We start from the raw sequence: 17,407 nt of genomic DNA on the forward strand, positions 1-17,407 counted from the left end.
TGGTTGCCGATGGCGGGCAGCGCATCGGCGAGTTGCCGTTACACGATGACGCCGAACGGGCGGCCACCCTGTTGCAGTGGAACCCGGCGGTGACGGATTTCCCGAGCCAGGCGTGCCTGCACCGGTTGATCGAAGCGCAAGCCTTGCGTGATGCCGATGCGATCGCCGTGAGCTATCTCGACCAGACCCTGAGCTACGGCGAACTCAACCGCCGTGCCAACACCCTGGCCCACACGCTGATCGACAGCAGGGTAGGGCCGGATGTACGCGTGGGGCTGGCGGTTGAGCGCAGCCTGGAAATGCTGGTGGGCCTGCTGGCCATCCTCAAGGCCGGCGGGGCCTATGTGCCGCTGGACCCGACCTACCCCGAGGAACGCCTGGCCTACATGATCCAGGACAGCGGTATCGGCCTGGTGTTGAGCCAACGCCATGTGCTGGGGCGCCTGCCGGTACCGGACAACGTGCGCAGCCTGATCCTCGATCAGGACGATGACGGGCTTGAGGGCTACAGCGACGCCAACCCGCAGGTGGCGATGAGTCCGGATAACCTGGCGTATGTGATCTACACCTCCGGCTCCACCGGCCAACCCAAGGGCACCTTGCTCGCCCACCACAATGTGGTGCGCCTGTTCGCAGCCACCGACCCCTGGTTCAGTTTCGGCCCGCAGGATGTCTGGAGCCTGTTCCACTCCTACGCGTTCGACTTCTCGGTCTGGGAAATCTTTGGTGCGCTGCTGCACGGCGGCAAGCTGGTGGTGGTGCCGTACGAGGTCAGTCGCTCGCCGGAAGACTTCCATGCCTTGCTGTGCCGCGAGCGCATCAGTGTGCTGAACCAGACGCCATCGGCTTTCAAGCAACTGATGCAGGTGGCCTGTGCGCCCGGGCACCGCGTCAGCCAGTTGTCGCTGCGCTACGTGGTGTTTGGCGGCGAAGCGCTGGAGGTCAAGAGCCTGCGCGACTGGTTCGAACGCTTTGGCGATACGGCCCCGCAGTTGATCAACATGTACGGCATTACCGAAACCACGGTGCACGTGACCTACCGACCGTTGTCCATGGCCGACCTGCAGCGCGAGGTCGGCAGCCCGATTGGCGAGCCGATCCCGGACCTGTCCTGGTACCTGCTCGACGGTGACCTGAACCCGGTCGGCAAAGGCTGCATCGGTGAGCTGTATGTGGGGCGCGCCGGTCTGGCGCGGGGTTACCTGAATCGTGCCGACCTGACCTGCCTGCGCTTCATCCCCGATCCGTTTGCCGCTGACGGTGGGCGTTTGTACCGTACCGGTGACCTGGCGCGTTATCGTGCTGACGGGGTCATCGAGTACGTCGGGCGCATCGACCATCAGGTGAAGATCCGGGGCTTTCGTATCGAGCTGGGTGAAATCCAGGCGCAGTTGCTGGAGCAGGACGCCGTGCGCCAGGCCGCGGTGCTGGCGCAGCCAGGTCTCAGCGGCCAGCAACTGGTGGCGTACCTGGTGCCGGCCGATGCGGCGGTGCTCGATGGCAGCGCCGAACAGCAGGCGCACTGGCGTGACCGCGTGCGTGCCTCCCTCAAGGACAACCTGCCGGAGCACATGATCCCGGCGCACCTGATGCTGTTGGCGCAGTTGCCGTTGACCGCCAACGGCAAGCTCGACCGCAACGCACTGCCGTTTCCCGACGCCAGCCAGTCGCAGCAGGCCTATCAGGCGCCGCAAAGCGTGCTGGAGCAGCAACTCGCGGCGATCTGGCAGGACGTGCTGAAGCTGCCGCAAGTGGGCCTGCACGACAACTTCTTCGAACTCGGAGGTGACTCGATTATCTCGATCCAGGTGGTCAGCCGTGCCCGTCAGGCCGGTATTCGCCTGAGCCCCAAGGACCTGTTCCAGCACCAGACCGTACAGCGTCTGGCCCTGGTGGCCGGGGTGGGCGACAGCGGCGTGGTCATCGACCAGCGGGCCGTCAGCGGCGCTGCATTGCTGCTGCCGATCCAGCAGCAGTTCTTCGAGGATGCTATCCCCGAGCGTCACCACTGGAACCAGTCGCTGCTGCTCAAACCGGCAGCCACGCTGGACGCGGCAACCCTTGAACAGGTACTGCACGCGCTGGTGCTGCATCACGACGCCTTGCGCCTGAGTTTTCAGGCGCAGGAGGGCACCTGGGCGGCCACGCACCTGTCACCCGACGGCGTGCAGGACCATGACCTGCTCTGGCAGGCGCAGGTAGCGGACACCCACGCACTGGAAGCCCTGGGCAACCGGGCCCAGCGCAGTCTCGACCTGCAACACGGACCGCTGCTGCGGGCGGTGCTGGCCACCCTTGACGACGGCAGCCAGCGCTTGTTGCTGGTGATCCATCACCTGGCGGTGGACGGCGTATCGTGGCGGATTCTGCTGGAAGACCTGCAAAGCGCGTATCAACAGGTGAGTACCGGCCAGCCCCTGGCACTGCCGGCCAAAACCAGTGCATTCAAGGACTGGAGCGAACAGTTGCAGCGCTATTCCCGCAGTCCGGCGCTGCAAGCGGAACTGGCTTACTGGCAGAACTGCCTGAGCGATGTCAGCACCGATCTGCCGTGCGAGCGCCTCGATGGGGGGGAGCAGAACCATCTGGCGCTGACCGTGCAAACCCGTCTCGGCCAGGACCTGACCCGGCAACTGCTGCAAGAGGCGCCTGCGGCCTACCGAACCCAGGTCAACGACCTGTTGCTGACCGCGCTGGCCAGGGTGATCGGGCGCTGGACTGGCCAGGCTGCGACTCTGATCCAGCTCGAAGGCCATGGTCGTGAAGAACTGTTCGACCGCATCGACCTGACCCGCACCGTCGGTTGGTTTACCAGCCTGTTCCCGGTGCGCCTGACGCCAGCGGTCGGGCAGGGCGACTCGATCAAGCAGATCAAGGAGCAACTGCGCGCCATCCCCAACAAGGGCATGGGTTACGGTGCCTTGCGCCACCTGGGCGATGAGTCGGTACAGCAGCGCCTGCGTGTGCTGCCAACCCCCCGGATCACCTTCAACTACCTGGGCCAGTTCGATGGCAGCTTCGATGGCGACGACGCGGCCTTGTTTGCCCCGGCTCAGGAAAGCGGCGGCCTGGAACAAAGCGCCGACGCGCCGCTGGGCAACTGGCTGACCCTCAACGGCCAGGTGTATGGCGGCGAACTGAGTGTGGGCTGGACGTTCAGCCGTGAGCGTTTCAGTCGCGAAACCATCGAGCGCCTGGCGGCGGCCTACGCGCAGGAACTGGCGGCGTTGATTGCCCACTGCACCGAACCCGGTGTCGCAGGCCTGACGCCATCGGACTTCCCACTGGCGGGCCTGACCCAGGCGCAACTCGACAGCCTGCCGGTTACTGCCAGCCAGATCGCCGATGTCTATCCGCTGTCGGCGATGCAGCAGGGCATGCTGTTCCACAGCCTGTACGAGCAAGCGAGTGGCGACTACATCAACCAGGTCCGCCTGGATGTAGCAGGTCTCGACCCGCAACGCTTCCGTGATGCCTGGCAGGCGGCGGTCGACAGCCACGACATTCTGCGCACCGGTTTTGTCTGGCAGGGTGCGGTGGCGCACCCGGTGCAAGTGGTGCACAAACAGTTGTGCATGCCGTTCAGCGTGCTCGACTGGCGTGACCGCGTCGTGCCGGACGAGGCCTTGAATGCCTTGGCGGCTGCCGAACAGGCCCAGGGTTTCGACCTGGCCCATGGGCCGCTGCTGCGCATGGTGGTGGTACGCCTGGATGATCAGCGCTGCCATCTGATCTACACCAACCACCACATCCTCATGGACGGCTGGAGTAATTCGCAGTTGCTGGGCGAAGTCCTGCAACGCTACAGCGGCGAGTCGGTCCCGGCACAGGCCGGGCGTTATCGCGACTACATCCAGTGGCTGCAAGGTCAGGACAGCCGCGCAAGCGAAGCCTACTGGAAAGGCCAGTTGGCCAACCTTCAGGAACCCACCCGACTGGCCCAGGCAGTACAGTGTCAGCTGCGCGAAGAACAGCTCGACGGTCATGGCGAGCAGTATCGCTTCATCGATGCCGTGCAAACCCGGCGCCTGGGCGAATTTGCCCGCCAGCAAAAGGTCACCCTCAACACCCTGGTCCAGGCCACATGGCTGTTGCTGCTACAGCGCCTCACCGGTCAGCAAACCGTGGCGTTCGGCGCCACGGTGGCCGGGCGTCCGACGGAACTCAAAGGCGTCGAGCAGCAGATCGGCCTGTTCATCAACACCTTGCCGGTCATCGCCAGCCCGCGTTCGGAGCAGACCGTCGGCCAGTGGTTGCAGGCCGTGCAGGCGCAGAACCTCGGCCTGCGCGAACACGAACACACGCCGTTGTTCGACATCCAGCGTTGGGCCGGCAAAAGCGGTGAAGCGCTGTTCGACAACATCCTGGTGTTCGAGAACTACCCGGTATCCCAAGCCCTGGAGCAGGGTGCCCCGAGCGAACTGCGCTTTGGCAGCATCGACAACCACGAACAGACCAACTACCCGCTGACCCTGGCGGTGAATGTCAGCGATGAGCTGTCGTTGCACTACAGCTACCAGCGCGGGCAGTTCGCCGACTCGGTGATCGGGCAGTTGAGCACACACTTCGACACGCTGTTGCAGCAGTTGGCGGGCTCGGGCGACGCCACCCTGGGTGAGTTGAACCTGCTGGATGCCGCCGGGCAGCAACGCATGGTCGAGCAGTGGAATGCCACCGAGGTGACGTACCCGCAAGCGCTGTGCGTTCACACGCTGATCGAAGCCCAGGCCCGGCGTACACCGCACGCCACGGCGCTGGTGTTTGCCGGGCAGTCCCTGAGCTATGCCCAGCTCAATGCCCGGGCCAACCAGTTGGCCCACGCGCTGATCCAGCGCAAGGTCGGTCCCGATGTGCTGGTGGGGATTGCGCTTGAGCGCAGCCTGGAAATGGTCATCGGCCTGCTGGCGATTCTCAAGGCCGGGGGCGCCTATGTGCCGCTGGACCCGGACTACCCCCGTGAGCGCCTGAGCTACATGATGGCCGACAGCGGCATCAGCCTGCTGTTGACCCAGCCGCCGTTGCTCGCCAGCCTGCCGGTTCCCGAGGGGCTGCAGTGCCTGTGCCTGGAGCCTGAAGGCCAGGCGTTCGGCGCATTGCCGTCGGTTGATCCGCTGGTGGCCTGCAGCGCCGACAACCTGGCGTACGTGATTTACACCTCAGGTTCCACCGGTCTGCCGAAAGGGGCGGGCAACGCCCATCGGGCCTTGACCAACCGTTTGCTGTGGATGCAACAGGCCTACGACCTGAACGCGAACGACAGGGTCTTGCAGAAGACTCCGTTCAGCTTCGACGTGTCGGTCTGGGAGTTCTTCTGGCCATTGATGACCGGTGCCCGACTGGTCGTCGCGCGGCCGGGCGATCACCGCGATCCGGCCAGGTTGATCGAGCTGATCAACCAGCAAGGCGTCACCACGCTGCACTTTGTGCCGTCAATGCTGCAAGCGTTCTTGCAGGACGCCAACGTGGCCAGTTGCACCGGCCTGACGCGTATCGTCTGCAGCGGTGAAGCGCTGCCGGTGGACGCGCAGTTGCAGGTGTTCGCCAAACTGCCGGGTGCCGGGTTGTACAACCTCTACGGGCCGACCGAGGCGGCCATCGACGTGACCCACTGGACCTGTCGCGATGAAGGCCGCGATGGCGTACCGATCGGCCAGCCGATTGCCAACCTCGCCACCTACATTCTCGACAGCGGCTTGAACCCGTTGCCGGTGGGCGTGGCCGGTGAGCTGTACCTGGGAGGCATTGGCCTGGCCCGTGGTTACCATCGTCGTCCGGGGCTCAGCGCCGAGCGTTTCGTGGCCAGCCCGTTTGTGGCCGGCCAGCGCTTGTACCGCACCGGTGACCTGGCGCGGTACCGCGCCGACGGGGTGATTGAATACGTCGGGCGCATCGACCATCAGGTGAAGCTGCGTGGCCTGCGCATCGAACTCGGGGAGATCGAAACCCGGTTGGTGGAGCACGCGGCCGTGCGTGAAGCGGTGGTGGTGGCTCAGGAGGTGCAGGGCAGCAAGCAGTTGGTGGCGTACCTGGTGCCCAGCGACCCAGAGACCCTGGAAGCTGCGCAAGCGGTTCGTACACACCTGCACGACAGCCTCAGTGCCCGGCTGGGGGAAAACCTGCCGGACTACATGGTGCCAAGCCATCTCGTCTGGTTGGCGCAGATGCCGCTCAGTCCCAACGGCAAACTCGACCGCAAGCGCCTACCGGCACTGGAGTTCGCGGCTGCCGAGCACTTCGTGGCAGCGGCCAATGCCACCGAGCAGGCATTGGTGGATATCTGGCAAGCGGTGTTGGGGGTAACGCAGGTCAGCACCACGGACAACTTCTTCGCCCTGGGGGGCGACTCCATCGTGTCGATTCAGGTGGTCAGCCGCGCGCGTCAACACGGCATCGAACTGAGCCCCAAGGACCTGTTCCAGCAACCGACCATCCAGCAATTGGCGCTGCGGGCGCTGATCGTTGACAGTCTGGCAGCGCAACCGACGCCATTGCCCGATCTGCCGCTGCACGGTTTGAGCGACGCACAGGTGGCCGGGTTGCCGCTGCCCGAAGGTCGGCTCGATGGCCTGTACCGCTTGTCACCGATGCAGCAAGGCATGTTGTTCCTCGGCTTGAACTCGCCGGACGTCGACCTCTACATCAACCAGCTGTGCATCCCGGTGCAAGGCCTGGAACCGTTGCGCTTCAAGGCCGCGTGGGAGGCGGTGAGCCAGCGTCACGACATTCTGCGTACCGGCTTTCTGTGGCAGGACCTGGCCGAGCCCTTGCAGTTCGTGCTGGCCGATGCGGCCCTGCCCATCAGCCTGCTCGACTGGCGCGGGCAGGACACCTCGGCCCAAGCCTTGCAGGCACTGGCCGACCGTGAGCGGGCCAAGGGTTTCGACCTCGACCGTCCACCCTTGCAGCGCCTGGTGCTGGTGCGCCTGGGTGACGACAGCTATCAGTTGATCTGGACCTATCACCACCTCCTGATCGACGGCTGGAGCAGTTCCCGGTTGATCGGTGAAGTGCTCAGCCACTACTCGGGTCAGGCATTGGCCGAGGCGGTGCCGTACCGGCGCTATATCAACTGGTTGCAACAGCAGGACGCCAACGCCAGCGAAGGCTTCTGGCGCCAGCACCTGCTGCCACTGGACCAGCCGACGTATCTGGCCGACGCTGTGCCACGCACCGGACAGGGCGGGGAGCATGCAGCGCTCTACAGCCGTTTGGGGCAAACCCGTACCGAACACTTGAAGGCCTTTGCCCAGTCCCAGCGCATCACCCTCAACACCTTGGTGCAGGGGGCCTGGCTGGTGCTGCTCAGTCGTTACAGCGGCCAGCGCTGCGTGGCCTTTGGGGCCACCGTGGCCGGGCGACCGGCGAGCCTGCCTGCGTCCGAGTCGATCATGGGGCTGTTCATCAACACCTTGCCGGTGATCAAGGACGTGCCGCCTGAGCAAGCGGTGGGCCAGTGGCTGCGTGATGTGCAGGACTACAACCTGGACATGCGCGAGCGTGAATACACACCGCTGACCGACGTGCAGCGCTGGGCCGGGCGTGCCGGGCAATCATTGTTCGACAGCATCATCGTCTTCGAAAACCACCCGATCGATCAGGCCTTGCGCGAGTTCCGCGATGACTCCCTGAGCTTCGGCGACAGCAGCAGCGCGGGCCTGACCAACTTCCCGATGGACCTGATGGTCACCCTGGAAGACGGCCTGGTGATCGAATACATGTTCCTGCGCGAGCATTTCGATCCGGCGACGGTGGAAGGTATTCGCCGCAATATGGAAGGCCTGCTGGACGCGCTGTCGGCTGACGCCACGCAGCCGCTGGGGCGAATGGGGCTGGTCACGGGGCAGGTCGAGGCTGTTGCCGCACCGGCGGTGCAGGCAATGGCGTTGCCGGTACACCAGCGCATCGCGCAATGGGCGCGGCAACACGCGCAACAGCCTGCGGTGATGTTCGCCGGTCAGTCCTTCAGCTACGGGCAGATCGAGGCGCGCGCCAACCGTCTGGCCCACGCGCTGATTGCCGAAGGCGTCGGCCCGGACGTGCGGGTCGGCGTGGCCTTGTCGCGCAGCGAGCAGATGATTGTCGCCTTGCTGGCAGTGCTCAAGGCCGGTGGCGCTTATGTGCCGCTGGACGCGACCTACCCACGGGAGCGCCTGAGCTATCTGATGCGCGATTCGGGCATCGCCCTGTTGCTCAGCGATTCGAGCTTGAGCGGTGTATTGCCGGTGCAGGACAACCTGCACGTGATGCACCTGGACCGCCTGAACCTGGATCAGCAACCGGGCCACGCACCACAGGTGACGGTGCAACCGGACAACCTGGCCTACGTGATCTACACCTCCGGTTCCACCGGCCTGCCAAAAGGTGTCGGCGTGGCCCACGGGCCGCTGGCGATGCATTGCCAGGCGATCGGTGAGCGGTATGCGATGACGCCGGACGATTGCGAACTGCATTTCATGTCGTTCGCCTTCGACGGTGCTCATGAGCGCTGGTTGACCACCCTGACCCACGGTGCGCGACTGTTGATCCGTGATGACAGCCTGTGGACGGCCGAGCAGACCTACGCCGCCCTGCATGAGCACCAGGTGACCGTCGCGGCCTTCCCGCCGGTGTACCTGCAACAGCTGGCCGAACACGCCGAGCAGCAGGGCAACCCGCCCGCGGTGCGCATCTACTGCTTCGGCGGTGATGCGGTGCCGGTGGCGAGTTTCGAACTGGCCAAGCGTGCGCTGAAGCCGCAACACATCATCAATGGCTATGGCCCGACGGAAACCGTGGTCACGCCATTGATCTGGAAGGCCGGCCCGGCGGATGAATGTGGCGCGGCCTACGCGCCGATCGGCAGTCTGGTGGGAGAGCGCAGCGGTTATGTGCTGGACAGCGACCTCAACCCCTTGCCGGCCGGTATTGCCGGTGAGCTGTACCTGGGTGGCAGCGCGCTGGCCCGGGGGTATCTGGGGCGTAGCGGTGGCACGGCCGAACGCTTTGTCGCTGACCCGTTCAGCGCCACGGGCGGGCGTCTGTACCGTACTGGCGACCTGGTGCGCCAGCGCGAAGACGGCACCCTCGATTACCTGGGACGGATCGACCATCAGGTGAAGATCCGTGGGTTCCGCATTGAACTGGGGGAGATCGAGGCCCGCCTCAAGCAGCAACCGGGGGTGCGAGATGCCGCCGTGGTCGCCCGCGAAGGCGGCAGTGGCAAGCAGCTGCTCGGGTATGTGCTGGCCAACGCCGACACGGACACCGACGGTTTGTGCGAGCGCTTGCGTGAACAACTCAAGGCCTGCCTGCCGGACTACATGGTGCCGGCCCACCTGACGCTACTTGCGCGCATGCCGCTGACGCCCAACGGCAAGCTCGACCGCAAGGCCCTGCCGGAACCTGGGGTTGAACAGCAACGTCAGGACTACGTGGCACCGGTCACCGAGCTGGAAAAAGCCCTGGCGACAATCTGGCAGCAGGTGCTGAAAATCGAGCGCGTGGGCGTCACCGACAACTTCTTTGAACTGGGGGGCGATTCGATTCTCAGCCTGCAAGTGATTGCTCGCAGCCGCTCACTCAAGGCTCAGGGCTTGAGCCTGAAGCTGCGCGACCTGATGCAGAAGCCGAGCATCGCGCAACTGGTGACCAGTGTGCAGGGCACGACCCTGAAAAGCACCGGGTTGCTGGCCATGAATGGCGAGGTGTCGGTTGTGGCGCCGCTGTTTTGCGTACACGCCGGCTTCGGCACGGTGTTCGACTACGAACCGCTGGCGCGGCGTTTGAGCGGTCAGCGTCAGGTGCTGGCGATCCAGGCGCGGATGCTGCTCGATCCGACCTGGGACGATGCCTCCCTGCAGGGCATGGCCAGTGATTACGTAGCGCAGATCCGTGCCCATCAACCGCAAGGGCCGTATCACCTGTTGGGCTGGTCCCTGGGCGGAACGTTGGCGCTGCTGATGGCCGCGCAGTTGGAAAGTGCCGGTCAGCAGGTGGCGTTTGTCGGGCTGGTGGACGGCTTCGTGCCGTCGGCGGCGGTGAATGCCGGTGTGCGGGATGACTGGCACAGCGACCTGCGCGAGTTCGTACAGGCGACGCTGCCGGATGTGGCGCAGCACCTGGCGGTGCAGGGCGAAGAGACCAGTACCAACGTGCGCGGGCTGTTGTCCGCGGCACTGGCCGGCAGCCGCGAAGGATCGACCTACGTGGCACTGGGGGCTGATGAACTGGCCCATGTGTTCAGCGTTGCGCGCCGGCTCAAGCAGTTGTCACTGCAACTGGATCGTTGCAGCGCACTGAGGATTGCACCGACCTGTTGGTGGACCCCCGGCCGTGACGACGAAGCCATGGAGCTGGCGGCGCAACTGGGGCAGCCGGATCTCGGCGGCGAGCTGATCGACTGCGGGCACTTCCAGATTCCCCGTGATGAAAAGTGCCTCGCCGGGGTTGAAGAAGTGCTGGTCGAGATCGTTGAACGGGTAGCGCTCTGCTGAATCTGAACCCATCTGTGAGACCGGCCGGGCCCTGGGCCCGACCGGTTGGAGGTTGTTGTGATGTCGTTGAACCCTGATATTGCGGCGTTTCTGGAACTGGTCGGCAACGGCCGGGCCAGTGGCAAACGCCTGCCGATGCATGCCCTGACACCCGAGCAGGCCCGTGAACAGTTCGATCAGTCGTCCTTGATGATGGAGGCGGGAGCAGAGGACCTGGAGCTGGTTGACGAGTTGCAGGTTCCGACCCGTGACGGTGCCCGGCTCGACGCGCGGATCTATAGCAACCATGCCCTGAGCGAAGGTGCGGGGCGTGCGGCGTTGTTGTATTTCCACGGTGGTGGCTATGTGGTCGGCAGTCTCGATTCCCATGATTCGGTGTGCCGGGCCCTGGCGGCCATGGCCGATTGCGTGGTGCTGTCGGTGGCCTATCGGCTGGCGCCGGAGTTTCGCTTTCCGACCGCCGCCGACGATGCGCAGGATGCGTGGCACTGGCTGGTGGCCAACGCGCCCCGACTGGGCATTGATGCGCGGCGGCTGGCGGTGGGCGGTGACAGTGTCGGCGGCAGCCTGGCCACAGTGTTGGCCGCGCAACCCTTGGCCACCGAGGTGCAGCCGTTGCTGCAGGTATTGATCTACCCGGTGACCGATGCCAGCCAGGGCAGCGCCTCCATCGAGCGCTATGGCGTTGGCCACTTGCTGGAAAAGGACTCGCTGGCCTGGTTCTACGGGCATTACCAGCGAGACGCGGATGATCGTCTGGACCCACGTTTTTCGCCGTTGCTGGGCAAGGTTGGGGCGAACGTGCCGCCGGTGTTGCTGATCCTCGCCGAATGCGACCCGCTGCACGATGAGGGCGTGGCTTATGCACGGCATTTGCAGGCGGCAGGCGTGGCGGTGGAGCTCAAGGTCTACCCGGGCATGACTCACGACTTCCTGCGCATGGGCGCGATCATCGATGAGGCTGAGCAGGCACAGCAGCACATTGCCGAGCGGCTGATGCGGGTGTTTGCAGCGGGATAAACCGCAGGCCTGCCCCCCAAGGGCTATGCACAACAAAACGCCGCTTCCCCATTCGGGCAAGCGGCGTTTTACTTGGCGCACGGTGAGTGTTCAGCTGCATGCGCCTTCTGTAGGAGCGAGCATGCTCGCGATGACCGTGAGAGCGATGTGGGGGTGTCAGGCAGTACGTGTCATCGTTGGCGACCATCGTGAGCGCGCTCGCTCCTACAGGCAATGCAGGTTGGCGCACGGTGAGTATTCTGCTGCATGCGCCTTCTGTAGGCGCGAGCATGCTCGCGATGACCGTGAGAGCGACGCGGGGTGTCAGGCGGTACGCGTCATCGTTGGCGACCATCGCGAGCGCGCTCGCTCCTACAGACAATGCAGGTGGCGCACGGTGAGTATTCTGCTGTATGCGCCTTCTGTAGGCGCGAGCATGCTCGCGATGACCGTGAGAGCGACGTGGGGTGTCAGGCAGCACGCGTTATTGTTAGCGACCATTGCGAGCGCACTCGCCCCTGAAGGGCAATGCAGGCAGCGCCCACAAAAACGCCGCTTACCCAGCGCAGGGTAAGCGGCTTTGCATTGCAGGCGTAGTGCTTAGAAGTTGTAGGTCATGTCAGCCGTAACGGTGCGACCTTCGCCGTAGTAGCAGTCCAGTGTACCGTTGCAGCTGGCGACGTACTTCTTGTCTTCGATGTTTTCCAGGTTCAGTTGCACTTTTACGCCCTTGACGCGCAGTGGCGATTTTTCCAGGTCATAGGACAGCATGCCGTCGTATACGGTGTAGGACGGAATCTGGAAGGAGTCTTCCTCGTAGTCCGAGCCGTAGCTGCTGCGCACGTAGCGCACACCCAGGCCGGCGCCGAAACCGGACAGGACGCCGTGGTCGAAGGTGTAGTCGACCCAGCCGGACGCGGTCAGTGGCGGACTCATGGCCAGGGTGCGACCCTCGCGACCATCGTTGGTGCTTCTCCACTTGATGTCGTTGCGCGACACCGCGGCCAGCACCCGCAGGTTCTCGGTGACGTTGACCTTGCCTTCGAGCTCCACACCCTTGGAACGAACCGAGCCGCTCTGGACGCTGAAGCCCGGATTGATCAGGTCGGTGGTCAGCATGTTGTCCTGGTCGATCTGGTACACCGACAACTGGATGAAGCCATCGATGGTGGTCGGCTCGTACTTGACGCCGACTTCATATTGCTTGCCGGTGCTTGGCTCGAACGGACTGGCATTGACGTCGGTGCCGGACTGCGGCAGGAACGACTCGGAGTAGCTTGCGTACGGCGTCACGCCATTGTCGAACAGGTAACCGAAGCCGGCCCGGCTGGTGAACTTCTCATCCGTTGCCCGGGTGCCTGGGGTGTCGCTCAATGGTTGCTTGTTCTCGGTGATGGCGTAGTCGTAACGGCCACCCAGGGTCATGAACCACTTGCCCCACTTCATTTGGTCCTGCATGTACAGGCCGGTCTGCTTGATGGTGTTGTCCCAGCGATAAGGCTGGGAGAAGGTGAACTCACTGCCGTAGACCGGATTGAACAGGTCCAGGGGTGGTCCGTTGCGGTCATACAGGCCGTAGAACTGGGAGTTGTAGTGGTAGTAGTCCACGCCCAGCAGCACGGTGTGGTCCAGCTCCGCGGTCTTGAATTTGGCCTGCGCGGTGCTATCGATGCCGTACACCTTGTTGGTCTGCGACCAGTCCACGCCAAAGCGGGTCTGGTAGCGGTTATCTTCCAGACCGGTGGCCGGATTGGGGACATAGGAGTAGCCGTGCAGTGGCGCGACGTACCGGTCGTCGAGGTAGGCGTAGCTGGTGCGTTGCTTGAGGGTCCAGATGTCGTTGAGCTCGTAGGCCACGTCATAGCCGACCACGAATTGCTCACGATCGTACTTGTTCAGGCCCGGTTCACCGAGGAACAGGTCGCGGCTGATCTTGCCGTTCGGGGTGTCGAACACCGTGCCTGCTGCTGGCAGGCCCTGGGCTTCCGGAGTGTCACGGTCTTTCTGGTACTGGGCGAACAGGGTGACGCTGGTGCGGTCGTTGGGCAGCCAGGTCAGGCTGGGCGCCAGCATCATGCGGTTGGTGTCGGCGTAGTCGATGCTGGAGTTGGCGTCGCTGGCCAGACCGGTCAGGCGATAGAGAAACTCGCCCTGGTCGTCGATGGGGCCGGCGAAGTCGAAGGCGCCATACTTGCGGTCGTAGCTACCGGTGCCCAGCACCACTTCGTGCAGCGGCGTGGCGGTTGGACGCTTGCCGACCAGGTTGACGATACCGCCGGGCTGGTTCTGGCCGTACAACACAGAGGCCGGGCCCTTGAGCACTTCGATGCGTTCCAGGGAGTAGGGGTCGATCTGCAGCGAACCACCGGTACTGCCGCCGCCATACGGCAGGTGCAGGCCGTCGAGGTACACCGGTGTCGGCGTGAAGCCACGGGAGGTGGGCTCGTCGAAAATCCCTACCCGGTCGGAGAAGCCGCCACCGGTCATGCCCGCGGTGTAGCGCAGGGCTTCGGTGACGGTCTGCGCGCCACGGGATTTGACTTCATCGGCGGTGATGACGTTGACGGTCTGCGGAATCTCGTTCAACGGTGTATCGGTCTTGGTGCCGGTGCCACTGCGCTTGGCCACAATCCCGTCAACCGGCCCCCATGCCGATTCCTGGGTGGCGGAAACAGTGGTCGGCGCCAGGTCCACGGAGTTCCCGCCATTGCGCGAGCGCAGCGTCACGGTGTTGCCCTGCACGCTGTACTGGATGCCGGTGCCCTGCAGCAACTGGGCGATTGCGGCATTGGAGTCCAGGCTGCCCTTGACCGCCGTGCTGCGCAGGCCAGCGACATCGTCCGGGCTGTACAGCACTTGCAGGTTGGTCTGGTGACCGAACTCCTGCAGGGCGTTGGCCAAGGGCTGGGCCTGGATATTGATGTCCACCATTTGGGCCTGGACCTGGCCGATCAGCGGCGTAGTCAGTGCCAGGGCGCAGAGGGTTGGCAGGCGTGAGCGAAGTGAATGGCGGATCAGCAGCGCCTTGGCGAGTGGGTTAAGACCGTGTGGTGCGGGCATTATTCTTTTACTCTTCAAAGTATTGACTGAGAACTATTTCTATTTGCTGTAAGTGAGACGTTGAGCCTTTCGGAAACCGGAAAGACTCCACGACTTTTTTACGAAATTTTCACAATCAGGCGGGTTGAAGCTCGGTCACCACATTGCCAGCGTGCATGCGCACCAGTTGGTCGGCGACATCGAAATAACGATCGTCGTGGGAGATCACGATAATGGTCTTGCCCAGGCGCTTCAGGTCGGGCAGCAGTTCGGTGTAGAAAATACGGCGGAAGGTCGGGTCCTGGTCGGCGGCCCACTCGTCGAACACCAGCACCGGGCGCTCCTCCAGCCAGGCGTTGACCAGTGCCAGGCGCTTGCGTTGGCCGGTGGACAGGTCGGTGGTGGTGAATGAACCGTCGCGCACGCTGACCTTGTGGCCGATTTCCAGGCGCTGCAGGTACTGGTTGGCGTCCTCGGGGATGTGCTGGTCGCCTTGCACCACATCGTCGAACAGGTAGTAGTCGGCGAAGATCGTGGTGAACAGCTGGCGATAGTCATCACGGGTCAGTGCCGTCACAGGCTGGCCGTTGAGGCGAATCTCACCCTGTTGTGGCGCGTACAGGCCCAGCAGCAGCTTGATCAGGGTGGTTTTGCCGCAGCCGTTTTCGCCGACGATGAAAATGATCTCGCCCTGGTCGATCCTGAGGTTCACCGGCCCCAGGCGAAACGGCGCGCTGCCTTCGCTGGCGGGGAAGCCATAGGTCACCTCGCTCAGTTCCAGGCTGTGCACCGGGGTTTGCCGATTACCCTGGTCGCTGAGTAGCAAGTGTGGCTCCGGGGAGGAAAACTGCTCCGACAGTTCGGCTATCCGGCGGAAGGCGATCTGTGCGCGGCTGACAATCGGCAGCGTGCTGATCAGGTGTTCCAGCGGGCCTTTCATGTACAGCAGCACTAGCACAAAGCCGCTCATCACTGCCTTGTCTGCGCTTGGCCAGTAGGATTGCAGGGCCAGGGCCAGGCCGATGACCACGAAGAACAGCATCGAGCCGAGGGTCTTGGCGACCACGAAAATGTTCACCGAGCGGATCTGCGTATCGCAGATTTTCTCTGCGGTTTTCTCGATGCCCGAGACGAACATGCGATGCCGGCGGGGGCGATGGATGCGCAGTTCCTTGGCGCCTTCGGCGACGGCGTTGTAGTGCTTTTGCAGCTCGTCTTCGTAATCCCGGGCTTCCATGAACCCCAGCATGCCGCGTCCGCGGGCGATGTACTGAATCACCGTGCCGATGACAATCGCCACCACCATCATCAGAAACATCGGCCACGACAGCATGGCCAGGTAACCCATGCAGCCCAGGGTGACTGTCAGGGAAATGGCCAGCGGCGCGAAGGCGAAGGCAAAATCGCTGATGGTGTCGACGTCGTGGGTCAGCACCGGGATCAGTCGGTGGCTGCGATAGCGCTCGATCTGTTCGATGGGCGCCGACAGCACTTTCTCGCCCAGCTCTTTGCGCAGTCTGGCGATGATGTGCTGGCCGACGTAGTTGGTGCCGATGTCGGAAAAGATCGAACTGGCCAGCGCCAGCAGGCACAAGCCGGCAAAGGCGCCGACCACGGTGTTGGTCAGGCCGCTGTCGGCGTACAGCACGGTGTTGATGGTCGCCAGCAGCGCCGTGACACTCAAGCCACCGACCATGCCCAACAGGATGGAGGCAGCGACGATCAGGCGAAAGGGCTTGAGCAGGGCGAACAATTCATTGATCACCCCGCGTGTTGGTTTGCTCATGGAGGTTCCCTGCTTGAAGAAGTGGCGAAAGCCAGGAGGACGTAGGGGGCGGTGGTGCGCGCAAGGACTGCGCGCACACCTTTAGGACGACTGGTGGGAAGGCGAATTTAGCGGCCGGCGAGGGTTACAGGTCACGGGCAACGCGAAAGCCGATCCAGTCACCACGCTCAAGGGGAGCCAGGGCATTGCGGTTGCCGGAGCGGGAGAACACCGGCGCTTCACCCCAGTCATTGCCGCGAATGCGCTTGAACTCGCATTTACCGGTCAGCCAGGCACTGCCGTCACCGGGGGCACCGACGTAGTTTTCGTTGTAGCAGTCGGCGGTCCACTCGTAGACGTTGCCGTGCAGGTCATACACGCCGAATGCGTTGGCCGGGAAGCGGCCGGCCGGTGAGGTGAAGTTATAGCCATCGGCCGCGCCATAGGTGTTGGCGTGCCTGGCGATGCTGTATTCCTTGCCTTCATCGAAGGGGAAAGGGAAGGGGCCGCTGGTGCCACCCCGGGCGGCGTATTCACGCAGGGATTCGCTGACCAGGCGGTACGGTTTGCCGGTCTTCTTCGACAGCCAGGCCACATAGGCATTGACCTCGGCAAAGTCCATGCACACCGCCGGGTGCCGGGTCGTGTACTCATAGCGCGGCACACCGGCCTTGCACTCGCGCCCCGGGCGTTCGTCGCCGTCGGGCATCTGGTAGCCGGTGTCGCGCAGGTAGGCGTCCCATTCCCCTTTGAGCACCTGGAAGCGGCTGATGGCCAGGGGGGGGGCGAAGGTCACGGGGTGCATCGGCGACTCGTCGGGTTCGTGGCCGACTTCATCGTCCGGGGTGCCCATGGTGAAGGTGCCGGCCGGCAGCACCACCATCTGTGGGCAATCCTTGCAGTCCTTGAACACCTTGCCCGGCGCCAACGGGGCAGCCGCCTGGGCCACCCCCGGCAGCAGGCTGGCGGTCAGGGCGGCGAAGGCCAGTGCGGGGAGTGTTTTCAGGGAAAAACGACGCAGCTCACTGTTCATCTTGGTTCTCGATAAAGGTAAAAAAAGCGGACTAAAACGAACCCGAATCCTCTGCAGGCGCGGGCTTGTTCCGGACGGCGTTCCGACGATGAACTCAGG

General features: G+C 63.9%; 5 protein-coding genes (1 of these 5 cut by a window edge). 2 read left to right on the plus strand and 3 right to left on the minus strand.

From position 1 onward, the window contains the following. Together CKW29_RS05450 and CKW29_RS05455 are read left to right on the plus strand one after the other, a co-directional pair. Nucleotides 1-10,472, plus strand: the 3' portion of a protein-coding gene (locus CKW29_RS05450) for a non-ribosomal peptide synthetase (RefSeq protein ID WP_095148029.1). The gene continues 4,603 nt to the left of window position 1, outside the view; only the last 10,472 of its 15,075 coding nucleotides appear in the window; its start codon lies off the left edge, out of view; the stop codon is at nucleotides 10,470-10,472. Between the two features lie 60 nt (nucleotides 10,473-10,532). Further along, nucleotides 10,533-11,492: an alpha/beta hydrolase gene (locus tag CKW29_RS05455; protein ID WP_095148030.1), complete on the plus strand. Its 960-nt coding sequence runs from the start codon at nucleotides 10,533-10,535 to the stop codon at nucleotides 11,490-11,492. Between the two features lie 579 nt (nucleotides 11,493-12,071). On the opposite strand, the gene CKW29_RS05465 is transcribed toward CKW29_RS05455, so the two are convergent. From CKW29_RS05465 to CKW29_RS05475, 3 genes are all read right to left on the minus strand, one after another. Further along, the gene (locus CKW29_RS05465; RefSeq protein WP_095148032.1) at nucleotides 12,072-14,531 is read right to left on the minus strand and encodes a TonB-dependent siderophore receptor; all 2,460 of its coding nucleotides are present in this window, start codon (nucleotides 14,529-14,531) and stop codon (nucleotides 12,072-12,074) included. A gap of 115 nt (nucleotides 14,532-14,646) precedes the next feature. Further along, nucleotides 14,647-16,296, minus strand: coding sequence for a cyclic peptide export ABC transporter (locus CKW29_RS05470; protein WP_095148033.1), 1,650 nt, complete (start codon nucleotides 16,294-16,296; stop codon nucleotides 14,647-14,649). Nucleotides 16,297-16,420: 124 nt separating this feature from the next. Next, nucleotides 16,421-17,308: a formylglycine-generating enzyme family protein gene (locus CKW29_RS05475; protein WP_095148034.1), complete on the minus strand. Its 888-nt coding sequence runs from the start codon at nucleotides 17,306-17,308 to the stop codon at nucleotides 16,421-16,423. Between the last annotated feature and the right edge of the window lie 99 nt (nucleotides 17,309-17,407).

Origin of the sequence: Pseudomonas sp. Irchel s3a18 (assembly GCF_900187535.1) — a bacterium.
Lineage (GTDB): Bacteria > Pseudomonadota > Gammaproteobacteria > Pseudomonadales > Pseudomonadaceae > Aquipseudomonas.

What these genes read in the sequence shown, in the direction of transcription:
- CKW29_RS05470 (WP_095148033.1), bottom strand. Translation starts at nt 16,296, where the DNA reads ATGAGCAAACCAACACGCGGGGTGATCAATGAATTGTTCGCCCTGCTC.
- CKW29_RS05475 (WP_095148034.1), bottom strand. Translation starts at nt 17,308, where the DNA reads ATGAACAGTGAGCTGCGTCGTTTTTCCCTGAAAACACTCCCCGCACTG.
- CKW29_RS05455 (WP_095148030.1), top strand. Translation starts at nt 10,533, where the DNA reads ATGTCGTTGAACCCTGATATTGCGGCGTTTCTGGAACTGGTCGGCAAC.
- CKW29_RS05465 (WP_095148032.1), bottom strand. Translation starts at nt 14,531, where the DNA reads ATGCCCGCACCACACGGTCTTAACCCACTCGCCAAGGCGCTGCTGATC.